Origin of the sequence: Cupriavidus taiwanensis (genome assembly GCF_900250115.1) — a bacterium.
Classification (GTDB): domain Bacteria; phylum Pseudomonadota; class Gammaproteobacteria; order Burkholderiales; family Burkholderiaceae; genus Cupriavidus; species Cupriavidus taiwanensis_B.
Window position 1 is genome coordinate 2,685,280 of sequence record NZ_LT984803.1, and the last position, 22,711, is coordinate 2,707,990.

At 68.7% G+C, this 22,711-nt stretch carries 18 protein-coding genes; 5 read left to right on the plus strand and 13 right to left on the minus strand.

Annotation, left to right across the window (positions count from 1 at the left end):
* Nucleotides 1-92 precede the first annotated feature (92 nt).
* From dcd to apbC, 13 genes are all read right to left on the minus strand, one after another.
* Nucleotides 93-659 (minus strand): dCTP deaminase, encoded by a 567-nt coding sequence (gene dcd, locus CBM2586_RS12550; RefSeq protein WP_115661373.1) that lies wholly within the window; start codon nucleotides 657-659, stop codon nucleotides 93-95.
* Between the two features lie 93 nt (nucleotides 660-752).
* The gene (locus tag CBM2586_RS12555) at nucleotides 753-1,583 is read right to left on the minus strand and encodes a formate dehydrogenase accessory sulfurtransferase FdhD (RefSeq protein ID WP_115688753.1); all 831 of its coding nucleotides are present in this window, start codon (nucleotides 1,581-1,583) and stop codon (nucleotides 753-755) included.
* A 56-nt stretch (nucleotides 1,584-1,639) separates the two neighbouring features.
* Nucleotides 1,640-1,999: a hypothetical protein gene (locus tag CBM2586_RS12560; RefSeq protein WP_115687833.1), complete on the minus strand. Its 360-nt coding sequence runs from the start codon at nucleotides 1,997-1,999 to the stop codon at nucleotides 1,640-1,642.
* A 34-nt stretch (nucleotides 2,000-2,033) separates the two neighbouring features.
* Nucleotides 2,034-3,251 (minus strand): formate dehydrogenase subunit gamma, encoded by a 1,218-nt coding sequence (locus tag CBM2586_RS12565; protein WP_115687835.1) that lies wholly within the window; start codon nucleotides 3,249-3,251, stop codon nucleotides 2,034-2,036.
* Between the two features lie 49 nt (nucleotides 3,252-3,300).
* Nucleotides 3,301-3,537: a hypothetical protein gene (locus tag CBM2586_RS12570; protein ID WP_115661370.1), complete on the minus strand. Its 237-nt coding sequence runs from the start codon at nucleotides 3,535-3,537 to the stop codon at nucleotides 3,301-3,303.
* A complete protein-coding gene (fdh3B, locus tag CBM2586_RS12575) occupies nucleotides 3,534-4,226 on the minus strand; it encodes a formate dehydrogenase FDH3 subunit beta (RefSeq protein ID WP_115687837.1) in 693 nt (230 codons plus the stop codon). The genes CBM2586_RS12570 and fdh3B overlap by 4 nt, the downstream gene beginning before the upstream one ends.
* Nucleotides 4,227-4,241: 15 nt before the next feature.
* Nucleotides 4,242-7,274, minus strand: a complete 3,033-nt coding sequence (locus tag CBM2586_RS12580) for a molybdopterin-dependent oxidoreductase (RefSeq protein WP_115687839.1) — start codon at nucleotides 7,272-7,274, stop codon at nucleotides 4,242-4,244.
* Nucleotides 7,275-7,347: 73 nt separating this feature from the next.
* Nucleotides 7,348-7,563 carry a formate dehydrogenase gene (locus CBM2586_RS12585; protein ID WP_115661367.1) on the minus strand — a complete coding sequence of 72 codons (216 nt, stop codon included), beginning with the start codon at nucleotides 7,561-7,563 and terminating at the stop codon, nucleotides 7,348-7,350.
* Between the two features lie 167 nt (nucleotides 7,564-7,730).
* Nucleotides 7,731-8,369, minus strand: a complete 639-nt coding sequence (locus CBM2586_RS12590) for a TorD/DmsD family molecular chaperone (protein ID WP_115687841.1) — start codon at nucleotides 8,367-8,369, stop codon at nucleotides 7,731-7,733.
* 33 nt (nucleotides 8,370-8,402) lie between these two features.
* A complete protein-coding gene (locus CBM2586_RS12595) occupies nucleotides 8,403-10,568 on the minus strand; it encodes a 4Fe-4S binding protein (RefSeq protein ID WP_115687843.1) in 2,166 nt (721 codons plus the stop codon).
* Between the two features lie 101 nt (nucleotides 10,569-10,669).
* Nucleotides 10,670-11,284 carry a DUF3306 domain-containing protein gene (locus CBM2586_RS12600; RefSeq protein ID WP_115687845.1) on the minus strand — a complete coding sequence of 205 codons (615 nt, stop codon included), beginning with the start codon at nucleotides 11,282-11,284 and terminating at the stop codon, nucleotides 10,670-10,672.
* Between the two features lie 31 nt (nucleotides 11,285-11,315).
* Complete coding sequence (locus tag CBM2586_RS12605) at nucleotides 11,316-11,849, minus strand: DUF3305 domain-containing protein (RefSeq protein ID WP_115661363.1); 534 nt, start codon at nucleotides 11,847-11,849, stop codon at nucleotides 11,316-11,318.
* Nucleotides 11,850-11,865: 16 nt separating this feature from the next.
* On the minus strand, nucleotides 11,866-12,954 hold the full coding sequence (gene apbC, locus CBM2586_RS12610) for an iron-sulfur cluster carrier protein ApbC (protein ID WP_115661362.1): 1,089 nt from the start codon (nucleotides 12,952-12,954) through the stop codon (nucleotides 11,866-11,868).
* 357 nt (nucleotides 12,955-13,311) lie between these two features.
* On the opposite strand from apbC, the gene CBM2586_RS12615 reads away from it, so the two are divergent.
* From CBM2586_RS12615 to CBM2586_RS12635, 5 genes are all read left to right on the plus strand, one after another.
* Nucleotides 13,312-13,950 (plus strand): OmpA family protein, encoded by a 639-nt coding sequence (locus tag CBM2586_RS12615; RefSeq protein WP_115661361.1) that lies wholly within the window; start codon nucleotides 13,312-13,314, stop codon nucleotides 13,948-13,950.
* A 287-nt stretch (nucleotides 13,951-14,237) separates the two neighbouring features.
* A complete protein-coding gene (gene metG, locus CBM2586_RS12620; RefSeq protein ID WP_115687847.1) occupies nucleotides 14,238-16,298 on the plus strand; it encodes a methionine--tRNA ligase in 2,061 nt (686 codons plus the stop codon).
* A 387-nt stretch (nucleotides 16,299-16,685) separates the two neighbouring features.
* Nucleotides 16,686-20,021: an acetyl-CoA carboxylase family protein gene (locus CBM2586_RS12625; protein WP_115687849.1), complete on the plus strand. Its 3,336-nt coding sequence runs from the start codon at nucleotides 16,686-16,688 to the stop codon at nucleotides 20,019-20,021.
* Between the two features lie 46 nt (nucleotides 20,022-20,067).
* On the plus strand, nucleotides 20,068-21,801 hold the full coding sequence (locus CBM2586_RS12630; RefSeq protein ID WP_115687851.1) for an AMP-binding protein: 1,734 nt from the start codon (nucleotides 20,068-20,070) through the stop codon (nucleotides 21,799-21,801).
* A gap of 110 nt (nucleotides 21,802-21,911) precedes the next feature.
* On the plus strand, nucleotides 21,912-22,700 hold the full coding sequence (locus tag CBM2586_RS12635) for an IclR family transcriptional regulator (RefSeq protein WP_115661357.1): 789 nt from the start codon (nucleotides 21,912-21,914) through the stop codon (nucleotides 22,698-22,700).
* Nucleotides 22,701-22,711 lie beyond the last annotated feature (11 nt).

Here is a 22,711-nt window from a genome sequence, read left to right on the forward strand (position 1 = left end):
GGGTTCCCTGCGACGGCGGCATGTGGCTCTCACGTCAGGTTTGGCGGCCCTGGCGGGCCCGCCGTGCCGGCAGACGCCGGATTGTAATTCGCTCAGGTCTTCGGCAGTGTGACACCGTGCTGGCCCTGGTACTTGCCGCCCCGGTCGGCGTACGAGGTCTCGCAGACCTCGTCGCTTTCGAAGAACAATACCTGGGCGCAACCCTCGCCGGCGTAGATCTTGGCCGGCAGCGGCGTGGTGTTCGAAAACTCCAGCGTCACGTAGCCTTCCCATTCCGGCTCGAACGGGGTCACGTTGACGATGATGCCGCAACGGGCGTAGGTGCTCTTGCCCAGGCAGATGGTCAGGACGCTGCGCGGGATGCGGAAGTATTCCATCGTGCGCGCCAGCGCGAACGAATTGGGCGGGATGATGCAGACCTCGCCCTTGAAGTCCACGAACGACTTCTCGTCGAAGTTCTTCGGATCGACGATGGTGCTGTTGATATTGGTGAAGATCTTGAATTCGTCGGCGCAGCGGATGTCGTAGCCGTAGCTCGAGGTGCCGTACGACACGATCTTGCGCCCGTCGGCCTCCCGGACCTGGCCTGGCTCGAACGGCTCGATCATGCCGTGCTGCTCCGCCATGCGGCGGATCCATTTGTCGGATTTGATGCTCATAAGGTTGGGAGGATAGACGGCTCGGAGTGCGCCGCATTGTACAACCATTCGGCGCGCGTCCTTCAAGCCTGCAGGCGGGCCAGCAAGTGACCGCTACGCCACGACATCCTCTGGCTGGCGGTGGCGGAAGCGCTCGCGCCCGGTATAGAGCAGGAAGTGCTTGCCGGTGCAGCGCGCGAACAGCGTCAGGTTGACGCGCCGGGCCATCTGGTAGCCCATCTGCGTCACGCCCGAGCGCGACAGCAGGAACGGGATGCCCATCTGCGCGCCCTTGATCACCATTTCGGAAGTCAGGCGCCCGGTGGTGTAGAAAATCTTGTCGCCGCCGGTCATGCCCTCGAGCCACATGCGTCCGGCAATCGCGTCGACGGCATTGTGGCGGCCCACGTCCTCGACGAACATCAGCAGTTCGGTGCCCCGGAACAGCGCGCAACCATGCACCGAGCCGGCCTGCTTGTACACCGACTGCTGCAGCCGGATGGTGTCGATGATGCCGTACAGGGTGTCCTGGTCCAGCGTGGCGCCAACCGGCAGGCGGATGCTGTCGACCTCGTCCAGCAGCGAGCCGAACACGGTGCCCTGGCCGCAGCCAGTGGTCACCACGCGGCGCGCGGTGCGCTCCTCGATGCGGTCGACGCCGGTGCGTGTGGTCACCGCGGCCGATTCGGTCTCCCAGTCGACCTGCACCGCGGCAATGTCCTCGATCGATTCCACCAGGCGCTGGTTGCGCAGGTAGCCCAGCACCAGGTGCTCGGGTGCGCCGCCGAGCGTCATCAGCGTGACCAGCTCGCGCTTGTCGAGATATACCGTCAGCGGCCGCTCGCCCGGCAGGTAGGCCGCGCGCACGCGCCCCTGCTCGTCGACGACTTCAACCTCTTCGATCAGTGGAACGGCTGCCTGGGTAAGCTCGGGACGCAAGGTCATGACGAGGGACTCGGGGCTGCGGGTGAAGGCCCCGAGCGGCATGCAGGGGGCAGAAGTTACGGCGCCTTTGCGGGGGATTGTACCGCGCCCGCCGCGGGCGCACCGGCGGTGCTGGCGATGGCAGGAAGCGGCGCCACGAACGGTCCCGGATCGGCGCAGGCGGCAATCTGCACCGGCTCGCGCGCCTGCTGTCCGTGCGCCTTGCGGTCGGCCAGGTAATGCGCGGCGATCCTGTCCTGGGCCCGGCACAGCTGGTAGGCCGCGACCTTGTCGGACCAGGCGGCGCGCGCCCTGGTCTCGGCGGCCTTGGCCTGCTGGGCCTCGGTCGGCGCGGGCAGCTTGGCCAGCGCGCCCGGGGCGAAGGCCGCGCTGGCAGCTCCGGCGGCTACGGCAATCAGCGTCAGGATGCGTGTCATGGTTCAGGATTCCTGCGGTGTCGTTGGGCCCGCGTCAGGCTTCGCCGGGACTCTGCCGCGCCGGGCGGGCCGCGGCGGCATCGGGGCTGGCCGAACGCTGGGCCGGGATCTTGCCGGACTTGATGTCGTCGTACCAGAGCTCGTGGTGCTCCCGGGCCCAGGCCTCGTCGACCCAGCCATCGCGCATGGCGCGGTACGCGCCTTCCATGCCGATGGTGCCCATGTAGATATGGCCGCACGCCATCGCAATCATCAGCACCGCCGCAATCCCGTGGATCACGTTGGCGATCTGCATGGTGGCGCGGTAGTAGTCCATGCCCGGCACGATCATGTCGAGCACCCAGCCCGAGGCCGACAGCACCAGCCCGAACACGAACACGCCCACCCAGAACCACATCTTCTCGCCGGCGTTGAAACGCCCGCTCGGCACGTGCTTGCCCGAGGCCAGCCCGCCGAGGCTGGTGACCCAGCGGATGTCGTCGCGACTGGGCAGGTTGTCGCGCAGGAACACCGCGAAGGCGACGATCACCGACAGCGTGAAGATCGGCCCCACCACGTTGTGCAGGTTCTTCAGGATGTAGCTGAGCCAGCCAAACAGCATATGGCCCATCAGCGGCAGCAGGAAATGCTTGCCCAGCAGCATCACGATGCCCGACACCGCCAGCACCACGAAGGAAATCGCCATGGTCCAGTGCACGATGCGCTCGAGCGGGGTAAAGCGCTCGATCATGCGGCCGGTCCTGGGCGTGCGCAGCGGGATGGTGCCGCGCCACAGGAAGAAGCCGAGGATCGCCACCGGCACGACCAGCAGCAGCCAGCCGCCCCACACCGTGATGACGCCGTTGCGGAACAGCCGCCACGACTGCCCGGTGCGCTGGATCAGCACCCCGGCTTCCTTGTCGGGCAGGCTGCTGTAGTGGCGCTGGTCGGAATTGACCTCGCGCCACATCGGCGCGTTGTTGCCGGGCTGCGTGACGCTGCGCTGCTGCTGCGACCTGGCCTCGGCGGCAACGTCGCGCGGCGGGATGTTGAAGATGTTCTCGGACGCAATGCCGGCCAGCGGCTGGGCCGGATGCGTGGCCGGATTGTTGGCGTCGGCGCCGGCCGATGCGGTCGCCGGTCCGGTCGACGGCCCCGGCGCGGGTGCCGGGGCCTGCGCCACGGCATTGCCGGCGGCCGCCAGCGCCAGCGCGCCGGCCGCCAGCCAGCCACGCCACCCTCGGGCACGGCATCGATTGTGCGACGGCGTCATAGCCCCTCCTTCAGTTCCCGGCTGGCGGGAAGTCCACACAGCGGCGCGGTCATTGCACCCGGTTGTACTCGTTCTGCAACTGGTTGCGCTGGCGGATCTGGTTGTTCCAGCTGTTGCGGTCGCCCGCGGTCCAGCCCTTGGCCACGAACGGATCGTCCGGGGCTCCCTGGAAGGACTGGGCGTCGGCCTTGCGGTGCGACGGGCCGATGGTCTGCGGCTTCTCGCCGCACGCGGCCAGCAGCACGCCGCACAGCGACACCAGTGCAACGACGCGGATGCGATTCATGACGCTTTCCCTCCTGCAGGTGCCGTGGCTGCCGGCGCGGCGGGCGCGGCTGGTGCCGGCACGGCGGGCTGCGCCGGTGGCACTGGCTTCGCGCCGGCCTGGGCATTGCCATAGGCCGTGCCCCAGCCGAACACGTCGCCGCCGGTGCCGCGCTTGATCACGCGGTTGCGCAGGATGTCGGCAATCACGTCGCCGTCGCCGCCCAGCAGCGCCTTGGTCGAGCACATCTCGGCGCACAGCGGCAGCTTGCCTTCGGCGAGCCGGTTGCGGCCGTACTTCTCGAACTCGGCTTCCGAGCCGTTTTTCTCCGGGCCGCCCGCGCAGAAGGTGCACTTGTCCATCTTGCCGCGCACGCCGAAGGTGCCGGTCGACGGAAACTGCGGCGCGCCGAACGGACAGGCGTAAGAACAGTAGCCGCAGCCGATGCAGACGTCCTTGTCGTGCAGCACCACGCCGTCCTCGGTGCGGTAGAAGCAGTCGACCGGGCAGACCGCCATGCAGGGCGCGTCCGAGCAGTGCATGCAGGCCACCGAGATCGATTTCTCGGCGCCGACCATGCCGTCGTTGACCGTGACCACGCGGCGCCGGTTCACCCCCCAGGGCACCTCGTGCTCGTTCTTGCAGGCAGTGACGCAGCTGTTGCACTCGATGCAGCGCTCGGCGTCACAGATAAATTTCATGCGTGCCATGGTGTTCCCCTGCGCTTAGGCAAACCGCTCGATCTGGCAAATGGTGGTCTTGGTTTCCTGCATCATCGTCACCGAGTCATAGCCATACGTGGTGGCGGTATTGACCGCTTCGCCACGCACCACCGGCATCGCCCCCTCGGGGTAGTAGTCCTTCAGGTCCTTGCCCTGCCACCAGCCCGAGAAGTGGAACGGGATGAAGGCGGTATCGGGCCCGACCCGCTCGGTCACCAGCGCGCGCACCTTCAGCGTGGCGCCGGTGGGGGTCTTGACCCAGCAGTAGTCGCCGTTGCGGATGCCGCGGTCGGACGCCGCGCGCGGGTTGATCTCGACGAAGTTCTCCTGCTGCAGCTCGGCCAGCCACGGGTTGGAGCGGGTTTCCTCGCCCCCGCCCTCGAACTCGACCAGGCGCCCGGAAGTCAGGATGATCGGGAACTTCTCGGCCACCTTGTTCTCGAGATTGCGCTGCTGCACCGACTTGTACAGCGTCGGCAGCCGCCAGAACGCCATCTTGTCGTCATGGGTCGGATACTTCGCGACCATGTCGGGACGCGTGGAGTACAGCGGTTCGCGGTGCTGCGGGATCGGGTCCGGGAAGTTCCACACCACCGCGCGCGCCTTGGCGTTGCCGAAGGGGTGGCAGCCATGGTTCTTCAGCACCACGCGCTGGATGCCGCCGGACAGGTCGGTCTTCCAGTTCTTGCCCTCGGCCTTGGCCTTCTCGGCATCGGTCAGGTCGTCCCACCAGCCCAGCTTCTTCAGCAGCACGTGGTCGAACTCGGGATAGCCGGTGGTGATCTCCGCGCCTAGCGAGTGCGAGCCATCCTCGGCCAGCAGGTTGACGCCATCGCGCTCCACGCCGAAGTTGGCGCGGAAGTTGCCGCCGCCGTCCATCACGTGCTTGGTGGTGTCATACAGGTTGGGCGAGCCCGGATGCTTCAGCTCCGGTGTGCCATAGCACGGCCACGGCAGCCCGAAGTAGTCGCCGGTCAGGTCGTAGCCGGTGAGCGGGTCCTTGCCCGCCTTGCAGCGCAGCGTCTTGACGTCGAACATCTGCATATTGCGCATGTGCGACTTCAGCCGTTCGGGCGACTGGCCGGTGTAGCCGATGGTCCAGTTGCTGGCGTTGATCTCGCGCAGGATCGATTCCGGCTCGGGTTCCATCCAGGTCCGGCCGGCGCGCTTGACCTCGATCATCTTGTAGTTCTTCGACAGCTCCTTGCCGAAGCCGAGCTTGTCGGCGAAGGCCTGCATGATGGTCTGGTCGGGCATCGACTCGAACAGGGGCTCGATCACCTTCTCGCGCCATTGCAGCGAGCGGTTCGAAGCCGTGCACGAGCCCGAGGTCTCGAACTGCGTCGCCGCGGGCAGCAGGTACACCGCGCGGTTGGGGTTGACCTTGTCGCCCTCGGCCGGCGGCATGTTGGCCATGGCCGCGGTCGCCGACGGGTACGGGTCCACCACCACCAGCAGGTCGAGCTTGTCGAGCGCCTTCTTCATTTCCAGGCCGCGCGTCTGCGAGTTCGGGGCATGGCCCCAGAAGAACACGCCGCGCACGTTGTTGTCCTGGTCGATCAGTTCGTTCTTCTCGGTGACGATATCGATCCAGCGCGACACCGTGGTGCCGGACTTCTCCATCATCGCCTGCGACACGAACTGCTTCTTGATCCATTCGTAGTCCACGCCCCACACCGCCGCGTAGTGCTTCCACGCGCCGGTGGCCAGGCCGTAATAGCCCGGCAGCGAATCGGGGTTCGGGCCGACGTCGGTGGCACCCTGCACGTTGTCGTGGCCGCGGAAGATGTTCGCGCCGCCGCCGGCCACGCCGATATTGCCCAGCGCCAGCTGCACGATGCACGAGGCGCGCACGATCGCGTTGCCGATGGTGTGCTGGGTCTGGCCCATGCACCACACCAGCGTGCTGGGGCGGTTCTTGGCCATGGTCTCGGCCACCAGGTAGACCTGCGCCTCGGGCACGCCGGTGACCTCCTCGACCTTGTCGGGGGTCCACTTGGCCAGCACCTCTTCCTTGACCTTGTCCATGCCGTAGACACGGTCGTTCAGGTACTTCTGGTCTTCCCAGCCGTTCTTGAAGACGTGGTACAGCACGCCGAACAGGAATGCGATATCGGTGCCCGAGCGGATCCGCACGTAATGGTGCGCCTTGGCCGCGGTGCGCGTGAAGCGCGGATCGACCACCATCACCTTGCAGCCGTTCTCCTTGGCATGCAGCAGGTGCAGCATCGACACCGGGTGCGCCTCGGCCGCGTTGGAGCCGATATACAGCGCCGCCTTGGCGTTCTGCATGTCGTTGTACGAGTTGGTCATCGCACCGTAGCCCCAGGTATTGGCCACGCCCGCCACGGTGGTGGAGTGGCAGATGCGCGCCTGGTGGTCGGTGTTGTTGGTGCCGAAGAACGACACCCACTTGCGCATCAGGTAGGACTGCTCGTTGCTGTGCTTGGAAGACCCGACGAAGAACATCGAGTCCGGGCCGCTCTGCTGGCGGATCTCCTTCATCTTCGCGGTGATCTCGTCGAGCGCCTGGTCCCAGCCGATGCGCTGGTACTTGCCGTTGACCAGCTTCATCGGGTACTTGAGCCGGTATTCGCCGTGGCCGTGCTCGCGCAGCGCCGCGCCCTTGGCACAGTGCGCGCCCATGTTCAGGGGCGAATCGAACACCGGCTCCTGGCGGATCCACACGCCGTTCTGCACCACCGCATCGACCGCGCAGCCGACCGAGCAGTGGCCGCACACGGTGCGCCTGACCACGATGCCGGTCTTGCCGTCGCCGGCGGCCTTCTTGTCGTCGGCGGCGTCGGCCTTGCGCAGCAGCGTCAGTTGCGAGGCCGCGAGGCCCGCGCCGACGCCGATGCCGGAACGCTTGAGGAAGCTGCGGCGGTCCATGGTCGGCATGGCGCCGGCCAGGCTGGTCGCGAGCCGTTGGGAAAGCCGGCCGGAGCTTGCGCCGGCGGACTCGGGCCGATTGGCAAGGCTATCAGCGAGGCGGGCGGATACGCCCTGCGCCGCGCGTTTGCGGGTCAAGATCATGTCTCACCTCAGAAACGGACGATTGGGTAGCGTCCGGTTGCAGGCGGCGCGCCAGACCACGCCGCCGTGGCAGTTACACCAGCGTGGTCCGGTAGTACTTGCGGATGTGGTCGGAGACCCGGTAACCCTTGCTGTCCGATGGAGCATCGGCAGGTTCCGGCAGGGCTGCAGCCTGGCCCGGCATGGCGGGTGCGCGCGCGCTCAGCGCTGCCGCACCGGTGGCGGCGGCCACAACTCCGGCGCCCGCGAGAAACGTGCGGCGCCCGACCCTGTTTGGCTTCTCTCTCATGTGGGGGCTCCTCGGCTGTCAAAGCCCGATGGTTGTGCCGTTATGCGTTGTTATGCATATTCTAGAATCAACTGGAAGGAAAGACCATGACAAGCACGGGTTTTTCCTTACCTTCTGCTCTAACTTGAGCTAAGAAGCCTGCGCCTTGCGCCGCATCGGTCCCGCGCTCAGTTCATCTCGAGCGCCATCGCCTCGACTCCGGCAAAGGTGCCCAGCAGTCCGGCCACGCCGCGATAGAAGCGCGCCTGCGGGTGCGCCGCTACCGCGTCGCACAAGGGCTCGATCCACGGCTGCAAATGCTTCGCATAGAAGCGCTGCTGCTCGCCCAGGTTGGATACGGACAGGTCATCGCCCGCCACCAGGAAGCGCATCACCTCGCACAGCGTGGCGATGTGGTCCTCGGTCTCGCTCACGCCTTCGTGGCGCTCCAGGCCATAGCGGGCCAGGTCTTCGCGCAGCGCCACCAGCGGGCGCTCGTTGAGGAAGCCCGTCATATAGAAAGAGCCGTAGAGGAACACGTCCTGGCGGCCCACGCCGACGAACAGTTGCCGGTACTCCTCCTGGACCTCGGCCGCGGTGGTCTCGGATGCTGCGTCGCACAACGCGTTCCACGCCCTGCCAAGCACGGTTTGCGCGTCCTCACCCACGGCGCGGTTGGCCGCGATGTGATGCAGCAAGGCCGCGTCCGGGGCGCGGTAAAACAGCGTCGCGAGCAGGCCGTACAGGTCGGCGCGGGCGGTGTCTTCGCTGTCCGCGGCGTCGGTGGGCGGCGCGGCGGTGAGCTGGATCGGCTGGAAATCTGTCATGTCGTGATGAATTGTGCCCGGTGGCCCGGGGTCTCAGCGCAGGGTGGCGCCGGTGACGGCGCCGGGGTCGCGTTCCATCATGTCCACCACGCGGCAGTCGGGGCACATCCTCAGGCGTTCCGCGGCGGCACCGGCAAAGGCCGGATGGCCGGCCAGGCGCACCAGCATCGACTCCACCATCTGCGCCGTGCCGAACGGCTTGGCGCAGCGCACGCAATGGAACGGCTGGGCCTCGTTGAGCGTGACCGGACGCCGGGCCGCGTCGCCGGCCTGCAGGCGCGGCACCAGGCTGATGGCGTCTTCGGGGCAGGTCTTTGCGCACAGCCCGCACTGCACGCAGTTGCGCTCGATAAAGCTGAGCACCGGACGCTCGGGGTTGTCGCGCAGCGCCTGCGACGGGCACGCGCCGACGCAGGCCAGGCACAGGGTGCACTTGCCGGTGTCCACGGCAATGGCGCCGATGGGCGCGCCGGCCGGCAGCGGCACGCTCTGCGCCGGCGACGGCGCATGGCGCACCAGGTGGTCGAGCGCAAAGTCGAGCAGCTCGCGCTTGGCCGCAACCGGCCCGAAGGCCGCCGGCGGCAAGGCGTTGCGCGCCGGGCGCAGCGCCGCCAGGCCGGCATCGAGCGCGTCCGTGTCGGCGGCCTCGAGCAGCGACAGTGCCTCGCCGTCATAGCCCAGTCCCGACAGCAGCGCGCGCCCGAGCGCGATCTGCTCCAGCAGCGCGGTGCGGTACTGCGGCGCCTCGTCGCCGGTCAGCAGCACGGCGACGCGGCTCGCGCCCCAGCACAGCGCGGCCAGCCACAGCTCCAGCCCCACCGAAGCCGGATGGAACAGCGACAGCGGCATCACCGGCGCGGGCACGCCGCGCGCCTTGCCGCCGCGGGCGGCGCGGCCCAGCGCCAGCAGCGCGGGCGTGCCAAATTCCTCGCCGTGCAGCAGCACCACCGGATCGCGCGCGCCGGCCTGGCGGTAGGCGGACAAAAGCGTGCGCAGCCGCGCGCCGGTGGTCTCGGCACCGGGATAGCCATAGCTGACGGCGCCGCTGGGGCAGACCGTGGTGCAGGCGCCGCAGCCCATGCACAGGTTGGGCGCGACCTCGATACGGCCCTTGCCGTCATGCCAGCGCGAGGTGATGGCCTGGGTCGAGCAGATATCGATGCAGGCGGTGCAGCCGGTGGTCTGGTTGCGGCCGTGCGCGCACAGGCTTTCCTTGTAGCGGAAGAACCTGGGCTTCTCGAACTCGCCCACCAGTCCCGCCAGCAGCAGCGCCTGGGCCTGCTGGCGGGCCGGGTCGGCGCCGGCATGCAGGTAGCCCTGCGGCGGCTGGTGCATGGTGAAGGCGGGCGTGTCGCACAGGTCGAAGACCAGGTCGAAGCGGCCCTGCGCGGTGCCCTGCGGGCGCTCGAAGTCGATCGCCGCCGCCGCGCCACAGGCGCGCACGCAATCGCGGTGCGCGCGGCAGCGCGACAGGTCGATCTGGTAGGTGAAGTCGATCGCGCCTTCCGGACAGGCCTCGATGCAGGCATTGCAGCGGGTGCACAGGTCCAGGTCGATCGGGTTGCTGCGGCCGGCACCGGTTTCCCAGCTGGCCTCGAAGGCGCCGAGCCAGCCGCTCAGCGCGGCCAGCCGGCCGCTGTGGACCGGATAGGCGCGCGCCGCGGGCTGCGCTGCGGTGCCGTCGCGCGAGTCGTCGCCGCTCAGCAGCACCGTGACTTCCAGCTGCATCGCCGCCAGCCGCTCGGCCCAGGGCAGCGCGCGCGCAGCCGGGCCCAGCACCAGCACCGCGCCGTCGCTGCGGTAGTCCACCACCGGCACCGGCTCGGGTTCTGGCAGCGCCGCCACCGCCAGCAGCGCGGCGATTTTGGCGTTGGCGGTGCCGGGATCGCGCCTGGCACCCTGCGACCAGCCCCCGGTTTCGCGGATATTGACGAAGCGCACCGGCGCGGTCACCACCGCCTGGCCGTCGCGGCCCCGCGCGGCTTGCGCGGCCACCTCGGTGAACAGCTGGCGCTCCTGCGTGCAGGCGACGATCACGTCCTCGGTGCCGTCCAGCGCGGCGGTGAAGTCACCGATTTCGCGCCGGCACAGCAGTCGATGGACCTTGAGCGGCCCCTGGCTGGCGTCGCGGGTTGCGTCTGACAATGCCGCCCCGTCCAGCGGCATGGTGTCGTTGCAATTGCAGATCAGCGTCGGCATGGCGAATGCGGCTGACCGGTCCGGACGTCCCTTCTTGGCGGGGGTCTGCGGGCCGGCGGATTGTGGGGATGCCTATTGTAGGCCTGCGCTGCCGCTCGGGGCTACGCGCGTTTATGCGGGTCTTGCGGCGGGTCTTGCTGGCCCTGTTGTTCGCTTTGACTGCCTGCTGCCGGCGGCGTTTCGCCGCTTGCCGGCGCGTCGGCCTGCGCCGGCGGCACGAAGGCTTCCTCGGCCTCTTGCCGCGCTTCATGCGTAGCAGGCGGTACCTGTTCCGGCCCCGACAGCCGCGCCGCCGCTTCGGCCGCGGCGCGCTCCTCGTCGGTCGGCTCGAACAGGCCCAGGGTCTCGGCCTGGCGCAGCTGGCGCAGGATCTCGGGCGGAATCGGGTCCGGCTTGCTGTAGTCGTCGATATAGATATCGAGCCCGTCCATCACATTGAAGTGCGGATCGGCAAACAGTGTCTTCAGCGCGGCGCGCTTGACCGATTCGTCCACGCCGCGCGCAACGAAGCGGGCGATCTCGTCACCGGGCCGCAGCGCCGCGACATCGGCCAGCGTCGGCGGCGGATCTTGCTGCGCCTCGGGAGCGGCCTCGACGCTGGCGGGGACAGGCCTGCTCTCGGCCTGCGGCGGCAGCGGTTCCGCGGGAACGGCCACGCCCTCGCGCACCGCGGCCTTGCGGCGCGACCAGCGCGACAGGAAGGACGATTCGCTCATGGGCAGGGCCGCTTGTCGCTGGTGTCAGGGTTCAGTAGCGGGCGCGCTGGTCCGGCGCCTTGAAGGATTCTGGCCGGCGCCGCTGCTTGGGCTCGGGCCGGTAATGTTCATTGACGTAGGCCTGTAGCCAGTCGCGCTGCTCCGGCGCCAGCGGCACGTTCTCGACGGTTTCGCCGGCATCCAGCCAGCGGCCGGCCTCGTTGTACGACAGCGACACGGTGACCGGCACCGGATGCGCCTCGCCTGCGTCGCCCTCGTCCTCCGGCATGCGCCACAGCACGAACCAGCATGGCGTGGCCGAGGTCAGGTTCAGGTAGTAGCCCTCGCCCTGGTCGCGGAACAGCTCCACCTCGTAGCCCGGGTACAGCCAGCGCGCGCCATGGGCATCGTGCTCGAGGCACACCGGCTGCGTGCCGAACTCGCCCAAGTCGGGCAGCACCGCGTCCAGCTGCCACTTCCAGGGCTGCCAGCGGTTGGCCAGCGCCACCTTGCGCATCACCACGGCCATGGTGACGGCGGGACGTGCGCCGGGCGGCGGCAGGGTTGCGGAGGGCTGGCTGTCCATGGCGGCAGGCGGGCGCTCAGGTGTTCTGCACCACGATGCTGGGGAACTTGCTGGTCATGTCGCGCGCCTTGTCGGCGACCTTGATCGCCACCTTGCGCGCGATGGCACGGTACATCTCGGCCACCGGGCTGTCGGGCTCGGCCACCACGGTGGGGCGGCCGGAATCGGCCTGCTCGCGGATGCTCAGGTTCAGCGGCAGGCTGCCGAGCAGGTCGACGCCGTAGTCGGCGCACATTTTCTCGCCGCCGCCGTGGCCGAAGATATGTTCGACATGGCCGCAGTTCGGGCAGCAATAGACCGCCATGTTCTCGACGATGCCCAGGATCGGGATGCCCACCTTCTCGAACATCTTCAGGCCCTTCTTCGCGTCGAGCAGCGCGATGTCCTGCGGCGTGGTCACGATCACCGCGCCGGTAACCGGCACCTTCTGCGACAGCGTCAGCTGCACGTCGCCGGTGCCCGGCGGCATGTCGACGATCAGGTAATCGAGGTCGTGCCAGTTGGTCTGGCGCAGCAGCTGCTCCAGCGCCGAGGTCACCATCGGGCCGCGCCATACCATGGGGTTGTCCTGCTCGATCAGGAAGCCGATCGAGTTGGCCTGCAGGCCGTGGCCCTCCAGCGGTTCCATGGTCTGGCCGTCGGCGGACTCGGGGCGCCCGTCGATGCCCAGCATCATCGGCAGGCTGGGGCCGTAGATGTCGGCGTCGAGCATGCCCACGCGCGCGCCTTCGGCGGCCAGCGCCAGCGCCAGGTTCACGGCCGTGGTCGACTTGCCCACGCCGCCCTTGCCCGACGCCACCGCGATCACGTTCTTCACGCCCGCCAGCAGCTTGACGCCGCGCTGCACCGCGTGGGCGACGATCTTCATGTTCACGGCCACGCTGACGTTGGTCACGCCCGGCAGCTGCCGCACCGCGGCCACCACCAGCTTGCGGATCGGATCGAACTGGCTCTTGGCGGGGTAGCCGAGTTCGACCTCCAGCGATACCTCGCCGCCATCGACGCGGATGTTGCGGGCCGAGCGGGTGGAGACCAGGTCCTTGCCCGTATTGGGGTCGATGACGGTGCGCAGGGCTTCGGTAACCTGCTCAGTGCTGAGGCTCAAGACAAACTCCGCTTGGATAGTGGTGAACGGGCGCATGATGGCCTGCGCCTAATGTATCAAAGTATGCAGCACCGGCCATGAACGCCGGAAATCCGCGCGCAATCCCCTCTGTGGGGTGGGGGATTACAGACAATTACAAATCTCACAAGCTTGCACTTGTGCGCGCGCCGCCATATCCATATTGTAGTGGCGGTTGGACTGCCCGGCAGGTCGACACCGCAAGCGGTGCCGCGCCTGCCGGGCCGACGCGCACAATGGGTTACCTGCCGCTTGCGCCTCGGCGTTACCATCACGAGGCGGTACCAGTAAAATTTGGCGGTACCAAGAACATTTACGGGAACATCAGAAGGAGAACGCATGAAGATCAAGCTCGTTACCGTTTCGCTCGCAGCCGCCACGCTGCTGGCCGCTGGCTGCGCCACCGAACAGCAAACCCATACGGCGGTTGGTACCGGCGTCGGCGCCGCGGTCGGCGCTGGGCTTGGCAACCTGATCGGCGGCAACACCACCGGCACGCTGGTGGGCGCGGCCGTCGGCGGCGCCATCGGCGGCGCGACCGGCTACAACTGGAACGCGATCCGCGGCAAGCTGAACAAGGACACCGCCGGCACGGGCACGCAGATCACCGAGCAGCCGGACGGCTCGCTCAAGGTCAACATCCCCAGCCAGGTGACCTTCGACACCGACAGCGCCACCATCAAGCCGTCGTTCCGCTCGGTGCTCGACCAGGTCGCGCAGACCCTGGGCCAGCACCAGGACGTCAGCGCCAACGTGGTGGGCCATACCGACAGCACCGGCAATCCCAGCTACAACATGCAGCTGTCGCAGCGCCGCGCCCAGAGCGTGGCGGGTTATTTGGGTGATCACGGCGTCGCACGCAACCGCCTGAGCGCCGAAGGCCGCGGCCAGAGCCAGCCGGTCGCAGACAACGGTTCCGAGGCCGGACGGGCACAAAATCGCCGCGTCGAAATTTTTTTGAAACCAATTCAAGGCTGACCCTGTCATAGAAACAGGTGCCGCTTGCCACCGTTGCTGGCTCGCGATGGGTGGCTGACCTCCCGGGCGGTACCTGATTTCTCCTCCTTTTCCGTTGTGGAAAGCTGCGCCGGCACTGACCGGCGCTTTTTTTTGCCCCCGCGCGGCGGGAAGCCCGTGCATTCCGCGATGCGGAACCGCCGCGCGGCGGCCGGCCAGTTGTTAAAATAGCCCCTTCCCGGCACGCGCCTGCCCGTCCTGGCTGGCGCCGTTCCCACGATTTCCCCGCTCCTGACCGGCTCCTGTTTATGACCGCACGTCGCATCCTCGTCACATCCGCCCTGCCCTACGCCAACGGCCAGATCCATATCGGCCACCTGGTGGAGTACATCCAGACCGATATCTGGGTGCGGTTCCAGCGCATGATGGGCAACGAGGTCTACTACGTCGGCGCCGACGACACCCACGGCACCCCGGTCATGCTGCGCGCCGAGAAGGAAGGCATCACGCCCAAGGCGCTGATCGACCGCGTCTGGACCGAGCACAAGCGCGATTTCGACAGCTTCCTGGTGTCGTTCGACAACTACTACAGCACCGACGCCGAGGAAAACCGCGAACTGTGCGAAAAGATCTACCTGGCGCTGAAGGCCGAGGACCTGATCGCCGAGCGCGAGGTCGAGCAGTTCTACGACCCGGTCAAGAACATGTTCCTGCCCGACCGCTTCATCAAGGGCGAGTGCCCCAAGTGCGGCGCCAAGGACCAGTACGGCGATTCCTGCGAGGTGTGCGGCACCACCTACGTGCCGACCGACCTGAAGAACCCCTATTCGGTGGTGTCGGGCGCGACGCCGGTGCGCAAGTCGTCGGCCCACTACTTCTTCAAGCTGTCCGATTCGCGCTGCGAGACTTTCCTGCGCGAGTGGGTGGCCGACCTGGCGCAGCCCGAAGCCGCCAACAAGATGCAGGAATGGCTCGGCGCCGAGGGCGAGGCCTCGACCCTGTCCGACTGGGACATCTCGCGCGATGCGCCCTACTTCGGCTTCGAGATCCCCGGCGCGCCGGGCAAGTACTTCTACGTGTGGCTGGACGCGCCGATCGGCTACTACGCCAGCTTCAAGAACCTGGCGCAGCAGCGCGGCATCGATTTCGACGCCTGGGTCGGGCCGCACTCGACCGCCGAGCAGTACCACTTCATCGGCAAGGACATCCTGTATTTCCACACGCTGTTCTGGCCGGCGATGCTGCGCTTCTCGGGCTACCGCACCCCGACCAATGTGTTCGCCCACGGCTTCCTGACCGTGGACGGCGCCAAGATGAGCAAGTCGCGCGGCACCTTCATCACCGCGCAGAGCTATATCGACACCGGCATGAACCCGGAGTGGCTGCGCTATTACTTCGCCGCCAAGCTCAACGCCAGCATGGAAGACCTCGACCTGAACCTCGACGACTTCATCGCGCGCGTCAACAGCGACCTGATCGGCAAGTACGTCAACATCGCCAGCCGCGCCGCGGGCTTCCTGGTCAAGCGCTTCGAAGGCAAGGTCGACGAAGCCGCGCTGGCCCATCCGCTGCTGGAGCAGCTGCGCCAGGCCGCGCCGCAGGTGGCGCACCTGTATGAAAGCCGCGAGTACAGCAAGGCGCTGCGCCTGGTGATGGAACTGACCGATGCCGTCAACGCCTTCGTCGATACCGAGAAGCCGTGGGAGCTGGCCAAGGACGACGGCAAGCGCGCCGCGCTGCATGCGGCATGCTCGGTCTCGCTGGAGGCGTTCCGCCTGCTGACGATCTACCTGAAGCCGGTGGTGCCCAACGTGGCCGCCGGCGTGGAGCGTTTCCTCAACGTCGCGCCGCTGGACTGGCGCGCGATCGACCAGCAACTGTCGGCAGCCAGCCCGGTGCAGCCCTACCAGCACCTGATGACGCGGGTCGATGCCAAGCAGGTCGACGCGCTGCTGGCCGCCAACCGCGAATCGCTGCAGGCGGCCGCGGCACCGGCCGCCACCGCAGCCGCGATCGAGCCGATCGCCGACACCATCACCATCGACGACTTTGCCAGGATCGACCTGCGCGTGGCGAAAATCGTCGAATGCCAGAAGGTGGAAGGCTCGAACAAGCTGCTGCAGCTGACGCTGGACCTGGGCGAAGGCCGCACCCGCAACGTGTTCTCCGGAATCCAGTCGGCCTACACGCCCGAGCAACTGGTCGGCAAGCTGACCGTGGTGGTGGCCAACCTGGCGCCGCGCAAGATGAAGTTCGGCGTCTCCGAGGGCATGGTGCTGGCGGCCTCGGCCGCGGATGAAAAGGCCGCGCCGGGCCTGTATATCCTGGAGCCGCACAGCGGCGCGGTGCCGGGCATGCGCATCGGCTGATCGATTTATATCGCTGTCCCCTCTCCCGCAGCGCGGGAGAGGGTTGCATCCCGCGGCACGCCCGTGACGCGGTTTTTCCCCGGCGGCGCATCGCCTGCCTCACCACTCGGGGCGCGACATCTCGCCCGCCACAGCCGCCTGAATTCTGCAATGCAGAACAAGACAGCGGCAAATTCCCTCCCTCGCCCCGGCTTTATGCACACGCGGCATGTCATACATGGTTCCGGCGCATCGCGCTTGTGACCCCCTGCCCAGCCGCGTAGATTCCACCTCGCAGAATCACAAACCACAAAAACAAGAAGCCGGCGGTGCAAACCGCTTGCGCGCTTGCATGCTCGCGCGCTTGCGTACTTCCTGTGCCGCCGCTTCGCATGGAAGGGGACATTTGTGAAGAAGCTCCTGATCGCCAATCGCGGCGAGATCGCGTTGCGCGTGCAGCGCGCCGCCCGCGATCTCGGCATCGCCACCGTGGCCGTCTACGCCAGCGACGACGCCGGCAGCCGGCACCGCCTGCTCGCCGACGAAGCCGTCGCGCTGCAGGGCGAAGGGGCGGCGGCCTATCTCGACATCGACGCCATCCTCGCCGCGGCGCGGGCCTCGGGCTGCGATGCCATCCACCCCGGTTACGGATTCCTCAGCGAGCGCGCCGACTTCGCCAGCGCCTGCGCGGCGGCGCAGGTCGTCTTCGTCGGCCCCGAGCCCGCGCAGCTGGCCCTGTTCGGCGACAAGGGCCGCGCGCTGGCGCTGGCAGCCCGCTGCGGCGTGCCGGTGATGCCGGCCACGCCGGGCGGCGCAACGCTCGATGCGGTGACGGCGTTCTTCGACGAGCAGGACGGCGCCGGCGTGGTGCTCAAGGCGGTGGGCGGCGGCGGCGGGCGCGGCATGCGCGTGGTGCGCGAGCGCGACGCCCTGCCCGAAGCCTATGCGCGCTGCCGCTCCGAAGCGCGCTCGGCATTCGGCATCGACGCCCTCTACGCCGAGCGACTGGTGGCGCGCGCCCGGCATATCGAAGTGCAGATCGCCGGCGACGGCGACGGCGTGATCGCGCTGGGCGAGCGCGACTGCACGTTGCAGCGCCGCTTCCAGAAGGTGGTGGAAATCGCGCCCAGCCCGGCACTCGATGCCGCGCTGCGCCAGCGCATCGTCGACGCCGCCTGCACGCTGGCGCGCGAGGCGCGCTACCGCAGCCTGGGCACGTTCGAGTTCCTGGTCGAAGAGCCCGAGCATGGCGCCGGCCGCGATGGCGCGGCCCTGCCCTTCGTCTTTATCGAGGCCAACCCGCGCCTGCAGGTCGAGCACACTGTCACCGAGCAGGTCACCGGGATCGACCTGGTCGCCGTCCAGCTGGGACTGGCGCAAGGGCGGCGCCTTTCCGAGCTGGGGCTGGACCCGCGGCACCCGCCGCGCGTGCGCGGCTATGCGATCCAGGTGCGCGTCAACGCCGAAGCCACCGACGCGCAAGGGCTGGCGCGGCCGGCGCAGGGCCGGCTGGAGCGCTTCGATCCGCCCACCGGGCCGGACGTGCGCGTCGACACCCATGGCTATACGGGCTATGCCCCGTCCGCGCATTACGACACGCTGCTGGCCAAGCTGATCGTCACCTCGGCCAGCGACCACTTCGCCGACGCGGTGCGGCGCCTGCAGCGCGCACTGGCCGAGTTCAATATCGCCGGCATCGCCACCAACCTGGACCTGCTGCGCGCGCTGGCCGAGCGCGATGACTTTGCCAGCCAGCAGGTGCATACCCGCTATATGGAGACGGCGCTGCCCGCGCTGCTGGAACGGGCCGCGCAGATCGGCGCGCAGCACGCGGCAAGACACGCCCTGGCGGGCGCCGCGGTGGCGCCGGTAGCGGCCACGTCGAGCAGCGCCAGCTTCGAAGAGCAACTGGGCGAAGGCCTGTGCGCGGTGCGCGCGCCGATGAACGGGCGCGTGATCGAGCTGGCGCGCGAGAACGACGTAGTCACGGCCGGCCAGACCGTGGCTGTGCTCGATGCCATGAAGATGGAACATGCCATCGTGGCTGAACAGGCGGGGCGCGTGATCGACCTGCGCAGCGCGTGCGGCGAACAGGTGGCCGAGGGCCAGGTCATGCTGGTGCTGGAGCCCGCCGACGCCGCTGCGCATGCCGCCGGCGACACCGAATGCACCGACCCCGCCGCGATCCGCCCGGACCTGCAGCGCGTGCTGGACCGCCATGCCTTCCTGTACGACGCGGCCCGCCCCGAGGCGGTGGCGCGGCGCCGTGCGCGCGGCCAGCGCACCGCGCGCGAGAACGTCGACGACCTGTGCGATGCCGGCAGCTTCCGCGAATACGGCGGGCTGGCGCTGGCGGCGCAGGCCAGCCGGCGCAGCGAGGCCGACCTGATCGCCAACACCCCCGCTGACGGCCTGATCACGGGCACCGGCACCGTCAACGGCAGCCTGTTCGCGCCGGAACGCGCGCGTTGCGCGGTGCTGGCCTACGACGCCACCGTGCTGGCCGGCACCCAGGGCAAGCGCAACCACACCAAGACTGACCGTATCCTCGAAGTGGCGCTGCGCAACCGGCTGCCCACGGTGATCTTTGCCGAAGGTGGAGGCGGCCGTCCGGGCGATGTCGACTTCCCCACCGTGGCCGGCCTGTACCAGCCGTCGTTCGGGGCCTTCGCCGAGCTCAGCGGCGAAGTGCCGGTGGTGGGCATCGCGTCGGGGCGCTGCTTCGCCGGCAATGCCGCGCTACTGGGCTGCTGCGACCTGATCGTCGCCACCCGCAACGCCAACATCGGCATGGCCGGCCCCGCCATGATCGAAGGCGGCGGCCTGGGCGTGTTCCGGCCCGAGGACATCGGCCCGGCCGCGGTGCAGTACCACAACGGCGTGGCCGACCTGCTGGTCGACGACGAAGCCGCGGCCGTGGCCGCCGCGAAGCATTACCTGTCGATGTTCCAGGGCCGCCTGCCAGCGTGGCAGGCACCCGACCCGCTGGCGTTGCGCCAGGTGGTGCCGGAGAACCGCCTGCGCGTGTACGACACCCGTGCCGCCATCGACGGGCTGGCCGACATCGGCAGCGTGCTGGAGCTGCGCGCCGGCTTCGGCACCGGCATCCACACCGCGCTGGCGCGCATCGAAGGCCGGCCGGTTGGCATCCTCGCCAACAATCCGCGCCACCTCGGCGGCGCCATCGACGCCGACGCCGCCGACAAGGCCGCGCGCTTCATGCAGGTGTGCAACGCGCACGGGCTGCCGATCGTGTCGCTGATCGACACGCCGGGCTTCATGGTAGGCCCGGAGGTCGAGGCCCGCGCCCAGGTGCGCCACGTGTCGCGCATGTTTGTCATCGGCGCCAAGCTGCGCGTGCCGTTCCTGGCGGTGGTGCTGCGCAAGGGCTATGGCCTGGGCGCGATGGCGATGGCCGCGGGCGGCTTCCGCGCGCCCAGCTTCACGGTGTCGTGGCCGACCGGCGAGTTCGGCGGCATGGGGCTGGAGGGCGCGGTGCGACTCGGCTTCCGCAAGGAACTGGAAGCGCTGCCGGCGGGGCCGCAGCGCGATGCGCTGTACCAGCAGCTGGTGGCGCAGATGTACGAACGCGGCCATGCCATCAACGCCGCCGCAGCGCTGGAACTCGATGCGGTGATCGATCCCGCCGCGACGCGGCAGTGGCTGGTCAGCGGGCTCGACGCCGGCGCCGCCGACCCGCAGCGTTCCCAGCGGCCGATACGCGCCTTCGTCGACGCCTGGTAGGCGCGGCGGCGGACCCCACCAGAGCGACAGCAAGAGGAGACAGCAGATGAACGAACAGGCGTTCTTCGCGGACCTGGAAGCCCGGCATCGCAAGATCTGGCCCGCCGGCCTGCCCGACGCACCGGTCTACCCCTACGGCGAGGCCCCGCTGGGCGACTACCTGCGCGCATGGGCGCGCCAGCGCCCGGACCATGCCGCGCTGGTCTGGTACGGCACCACCGTCACCTATGCCGAGCTCGACGACCTGTCCGAGCGCTGCGCCGCGCTGCTCAAGGGCCGCGGCGTCGGCGCGGGTGACCGGGTGGCGGTGATGATGGGCAATTGCCCGCAGTTCCACGTGGTGTTCTACGCCATCCTGAAGCTGGGCGCGGTGTACGTGCCGGTCAACCCGCTCTTCAAGGAGCACGAGCTGGTGTATGAGCTGAACGATGCGGGTGCCACCACCATCATCGTGCAGGACCAGCTGGCGCCATTGCTGATGTCGGTGCGCGCGCAGACCGCGCTGCGGGCGATCTACACCACCAGCGCCGGCGCGCTGCTGCCGGCGCAGCCCGAGCTGCCGCTGCCGGCCGGACTGGATGCGCCCGCGCTGGCCATCGAGGGCGCCATCGATTTGCTGCAGGCGCTGCGCGACACCGCGCCGGTGGCGCTGCCGCCGGTCGACCTGGACGCGCTGGCCGCGCTCAACTACACCGGCGGCACCACCGGCCTGCCCAAGGGCTGCATGCACACGCAGCGCGACATGCTGTACACCGCGGCGGCCTCGTACGCGCTCACCGGCGGCGTCGACACGGCCAGCCTGGCCGAGGGCTCCGACGACGTGATGCTGAACTTCCTGCCGATGTTCTGGATCGCCGGCGAGAACCTGGGCCTGATCTACCCGATCTTCAGCGGCGCGACCGTGGTGCTGCTGGCGCGCTGGGACCCGGTCGCGGTGATGGCCGCGATCGAGCGCTACCGCGTCAACCGCACCTTCGTCGTGGTCGACAACGCGGTCGAGCTGATGAACCACCCCGAGTGCGGCCGCTACGACCTGCGCTCGCTGCAGCATACGCGCGCAGCCTCGTTCATCCGCAAGATCACGCCCGACATCCGCCAGCGCTGGCACGCGCTGACCGGCAGCATCATTGCCGAAGGCGCGTGGGGCATGACCGAGACCCATACCAGCGACACCTTCACCACCGGCATGCAGGCCGACGACCTGGACCTGCGCGGCCGGCCGGTCTTCGTCGGGCTGCCGGTGCCGGGCACGCGCATCAAGATCTGCGACTTCGACACCGGCGCGGTGCTGCCGATCGGCGCGGAAGGCGAGATCGTGGTCAGCACGCCGTCGCTGTTCAAGGGCTACTGGGGCCGTCCCGACGTCGACGCCGAGGTGTTCCGCGACGGCTGGTTCCGCACCGGCGATATCGGCGCGTATGACGAGGCCGGCTACCTCCATTTCCTGGGGCGGCGCAAGGAAATGCTGAAGGTGCGCGGCATGAGCGTGTTCCCGTCCGAACTGGAAGTGCTGCTGTCGCGCCACCCGGCGGTGCTGGGCTCGGCCGTGGTCGGCCGCGCGGACGCGGACAAAGGCCAGGTGCCGGTGGCCTTCATCCGCCTGCGCCCCGAGCACGCCGACGGCACCAGCGCTGACGCCTTGCACGCCTGGTGCCGCGAGCAGATGGCGGTCTACAAGGTGCCCGAGATCCGCATCCTGCCCGAGTTTCCGCTGACCGCGACCGGCAAGGTGCGCAAGGTGGAGTTGCAGGCGCTGCTCGACACCGAGGCGGGCGGCTGAGCGCAAGCGCTGCCCACCTGTCCCGCGACAGCGGCGAGGATGCCACGCGTTTCGGCGCCACCACGGCGCCACCACGGCGCCACCACGGCGCCACCACGGAGCCATCGGCCATGCACGATCGATCCCCCGGCACCATCAAGGAAGACCGCCACTTCGTTACCGCGCTGGCGCGCGGGCTGGAGGTGCTGGCGTGCTTCCGCACCAGCGACCGCGCGCTGGGCAACCAGGAAATCGCGCGGCGCTGCCAGCTGCCCAAGTCCACGGTATCGCGCCTGACCTCGACCCTGACCCGGCTGGGCTACCTCGCGCGCGCCGAGGGCAGCCAGCAGTACAGCCTGGGCACCGCCTGCCTGCGCCTGGGCAGCGCCATGCTGTCGCGGCTGGATATCCGCAAGGTGGCGCGCCCGCTGATGCAGGAGCTGGCGGATTTCTCCGGCGGCACGGTGTCGCTGGGCACGCGCGACCGCTTTTCGATGATCTATGTCGAGCACTGCCGCAGCAGCGCCGCGATCGCGCTGACGCTCGATACCGGTTCGCGCATTCCGGTGGCGACCTCGGCGATCGGCCGCGCCTGGCTGGCGGTGGTGGCCGAGGCGGAGCGGCAAGCCTTCATCGAGCAGGTGCGCGATGTCGACGACGTGGCCTGGCCGCGGCTGCGCCGCGGCATCGAGCAGGCGCTGGCCGATCACCGCGAGCTCGGCGTGACCTGCTCGATGGGCGAGTGGCAGGCCGATGTCAACGGCATCGCGCGCGGCTTCGAGCCCGGCCAGGCCATGCCGCCCATGGCGCTCAACGTGGGCGGGCCGTCGTTCCGGCTGTCGCCGTCGTTCCTGCTCGAGGAAGTGCGGCCGCGCCTGCTGGAGGTGGTGCGCCAGCTCGAGAGCAGCTTCCCGCGCTGAGCGCGTCCGTT

Coding starts and splice junctions, on each gene's coding strand:
- CBM2586_RS12630 (WP_115687851.1), top strand. CDS start 20,068: ATGAACGAACAGGCGTTCTTCGCGGACCTGGAAGCCCGGCATCGCAAG.
- CBM2586_RS12600 (WP_115687845.1), bottom strand. CDS start 11,284: ATGAGCGAATCGTCCTTCCTGTCGCGCTGGTCGCGCCGCAAGGCCGCG.
- CBM2586_RS12590 (WP_115687841.1), bottom strand. CDS start 8,369: ATGACAGATTTCCAGCCGATCCAGCTCACCGCCGCGCCGCCCACCGAC.
- CBM2586_RS12585 (WP_115661367.1), bottom strand. CDS start 7,563: ATGAGAGAGAAGCCAAACAGGGTCGGGCGCCGCACGTTTCTCGCGGGC.
- dcd (WP_115661373.1), bottom strand. CDS start 659: ATGAGCATCAAATCCGACAAATGGATCCGCCGCATGGCGGAGCAGCAC.
- CBM2586_RS12570 (WP_115661370.1), bottom strand. CDS start 3,537: ATGAATCGCATCCGCGTCGTTGCACTGGTGTCGCTGTGCGGCGTGCTG.
- CBM2586_RS12580 (WP_115687839.1), bottom strand. CDS start 7,274: ATGATCTTGACCCGCAAACGCGCGGCGCAGGGCGTATCCGCCCGCCTC.
- CBM2586_RS12595 (WP_115687843.1), bottom strand. CDS start 10,568: ATGCCGACGCTGATCTGCAATTGCAACGACACCATGCCGCTGGACGGG.
- fdh3B (WP_115687837.1), bottom strand. CDS start 4,226: ATGGCACGCATGAAATTTATCTGTGACGCCGAGCGCTGCATCGAGTGC.
- CBM2586_RS12565 (WP_115687835.1), bottom strand. CDS start 3,251: ATGACGCCGTCGCACAATCGATGCCGTGCCCGAGGGTGGCGTGGCTGG.
- metG (WP_115687847.1), top strand. CDS start 14,238: ATGACCGCACGTCGCATCCTCGTCACATCCGCCCTGCCCTACGCCAAC.
- CBM2586_RS12615 (WP_115661361.1), top strand. CDS start 13,312: ATGAAGATCAAGCTCGTTACCGTTTCGCTCGCAGCCGCCACGCTGCTG.
- CBM2586_RS12635 (WP_115661357.1), top strand. CDS start 21,912: ATGCACGATCGATCCCCCGGCACCATCAAGGAAGACCGCCACTTCGTT.
- CBM2586_RS12605 (WP_115661363.1), bottom strand. CDS start 11,849: ATGGACAGCCAGCCCTCCGCAACCCTGCCGCCGCCCGGCGCACGTCCC.
- CBM2586_RS12560 (WP_115687833.1), bottom strand. CDS start 1,999: ATGACACGCATCCTGACGCTGATTGCCGTAGCCGCCGGAGCTGCCAGC.
- CBM2586_RS12555 (WP_115688753.1), bottom strand. CDS start 1,583: ATGACCTTGCGTCCCGAGCTTACCCAGGCAGCCGTTCCACTGATCGAA.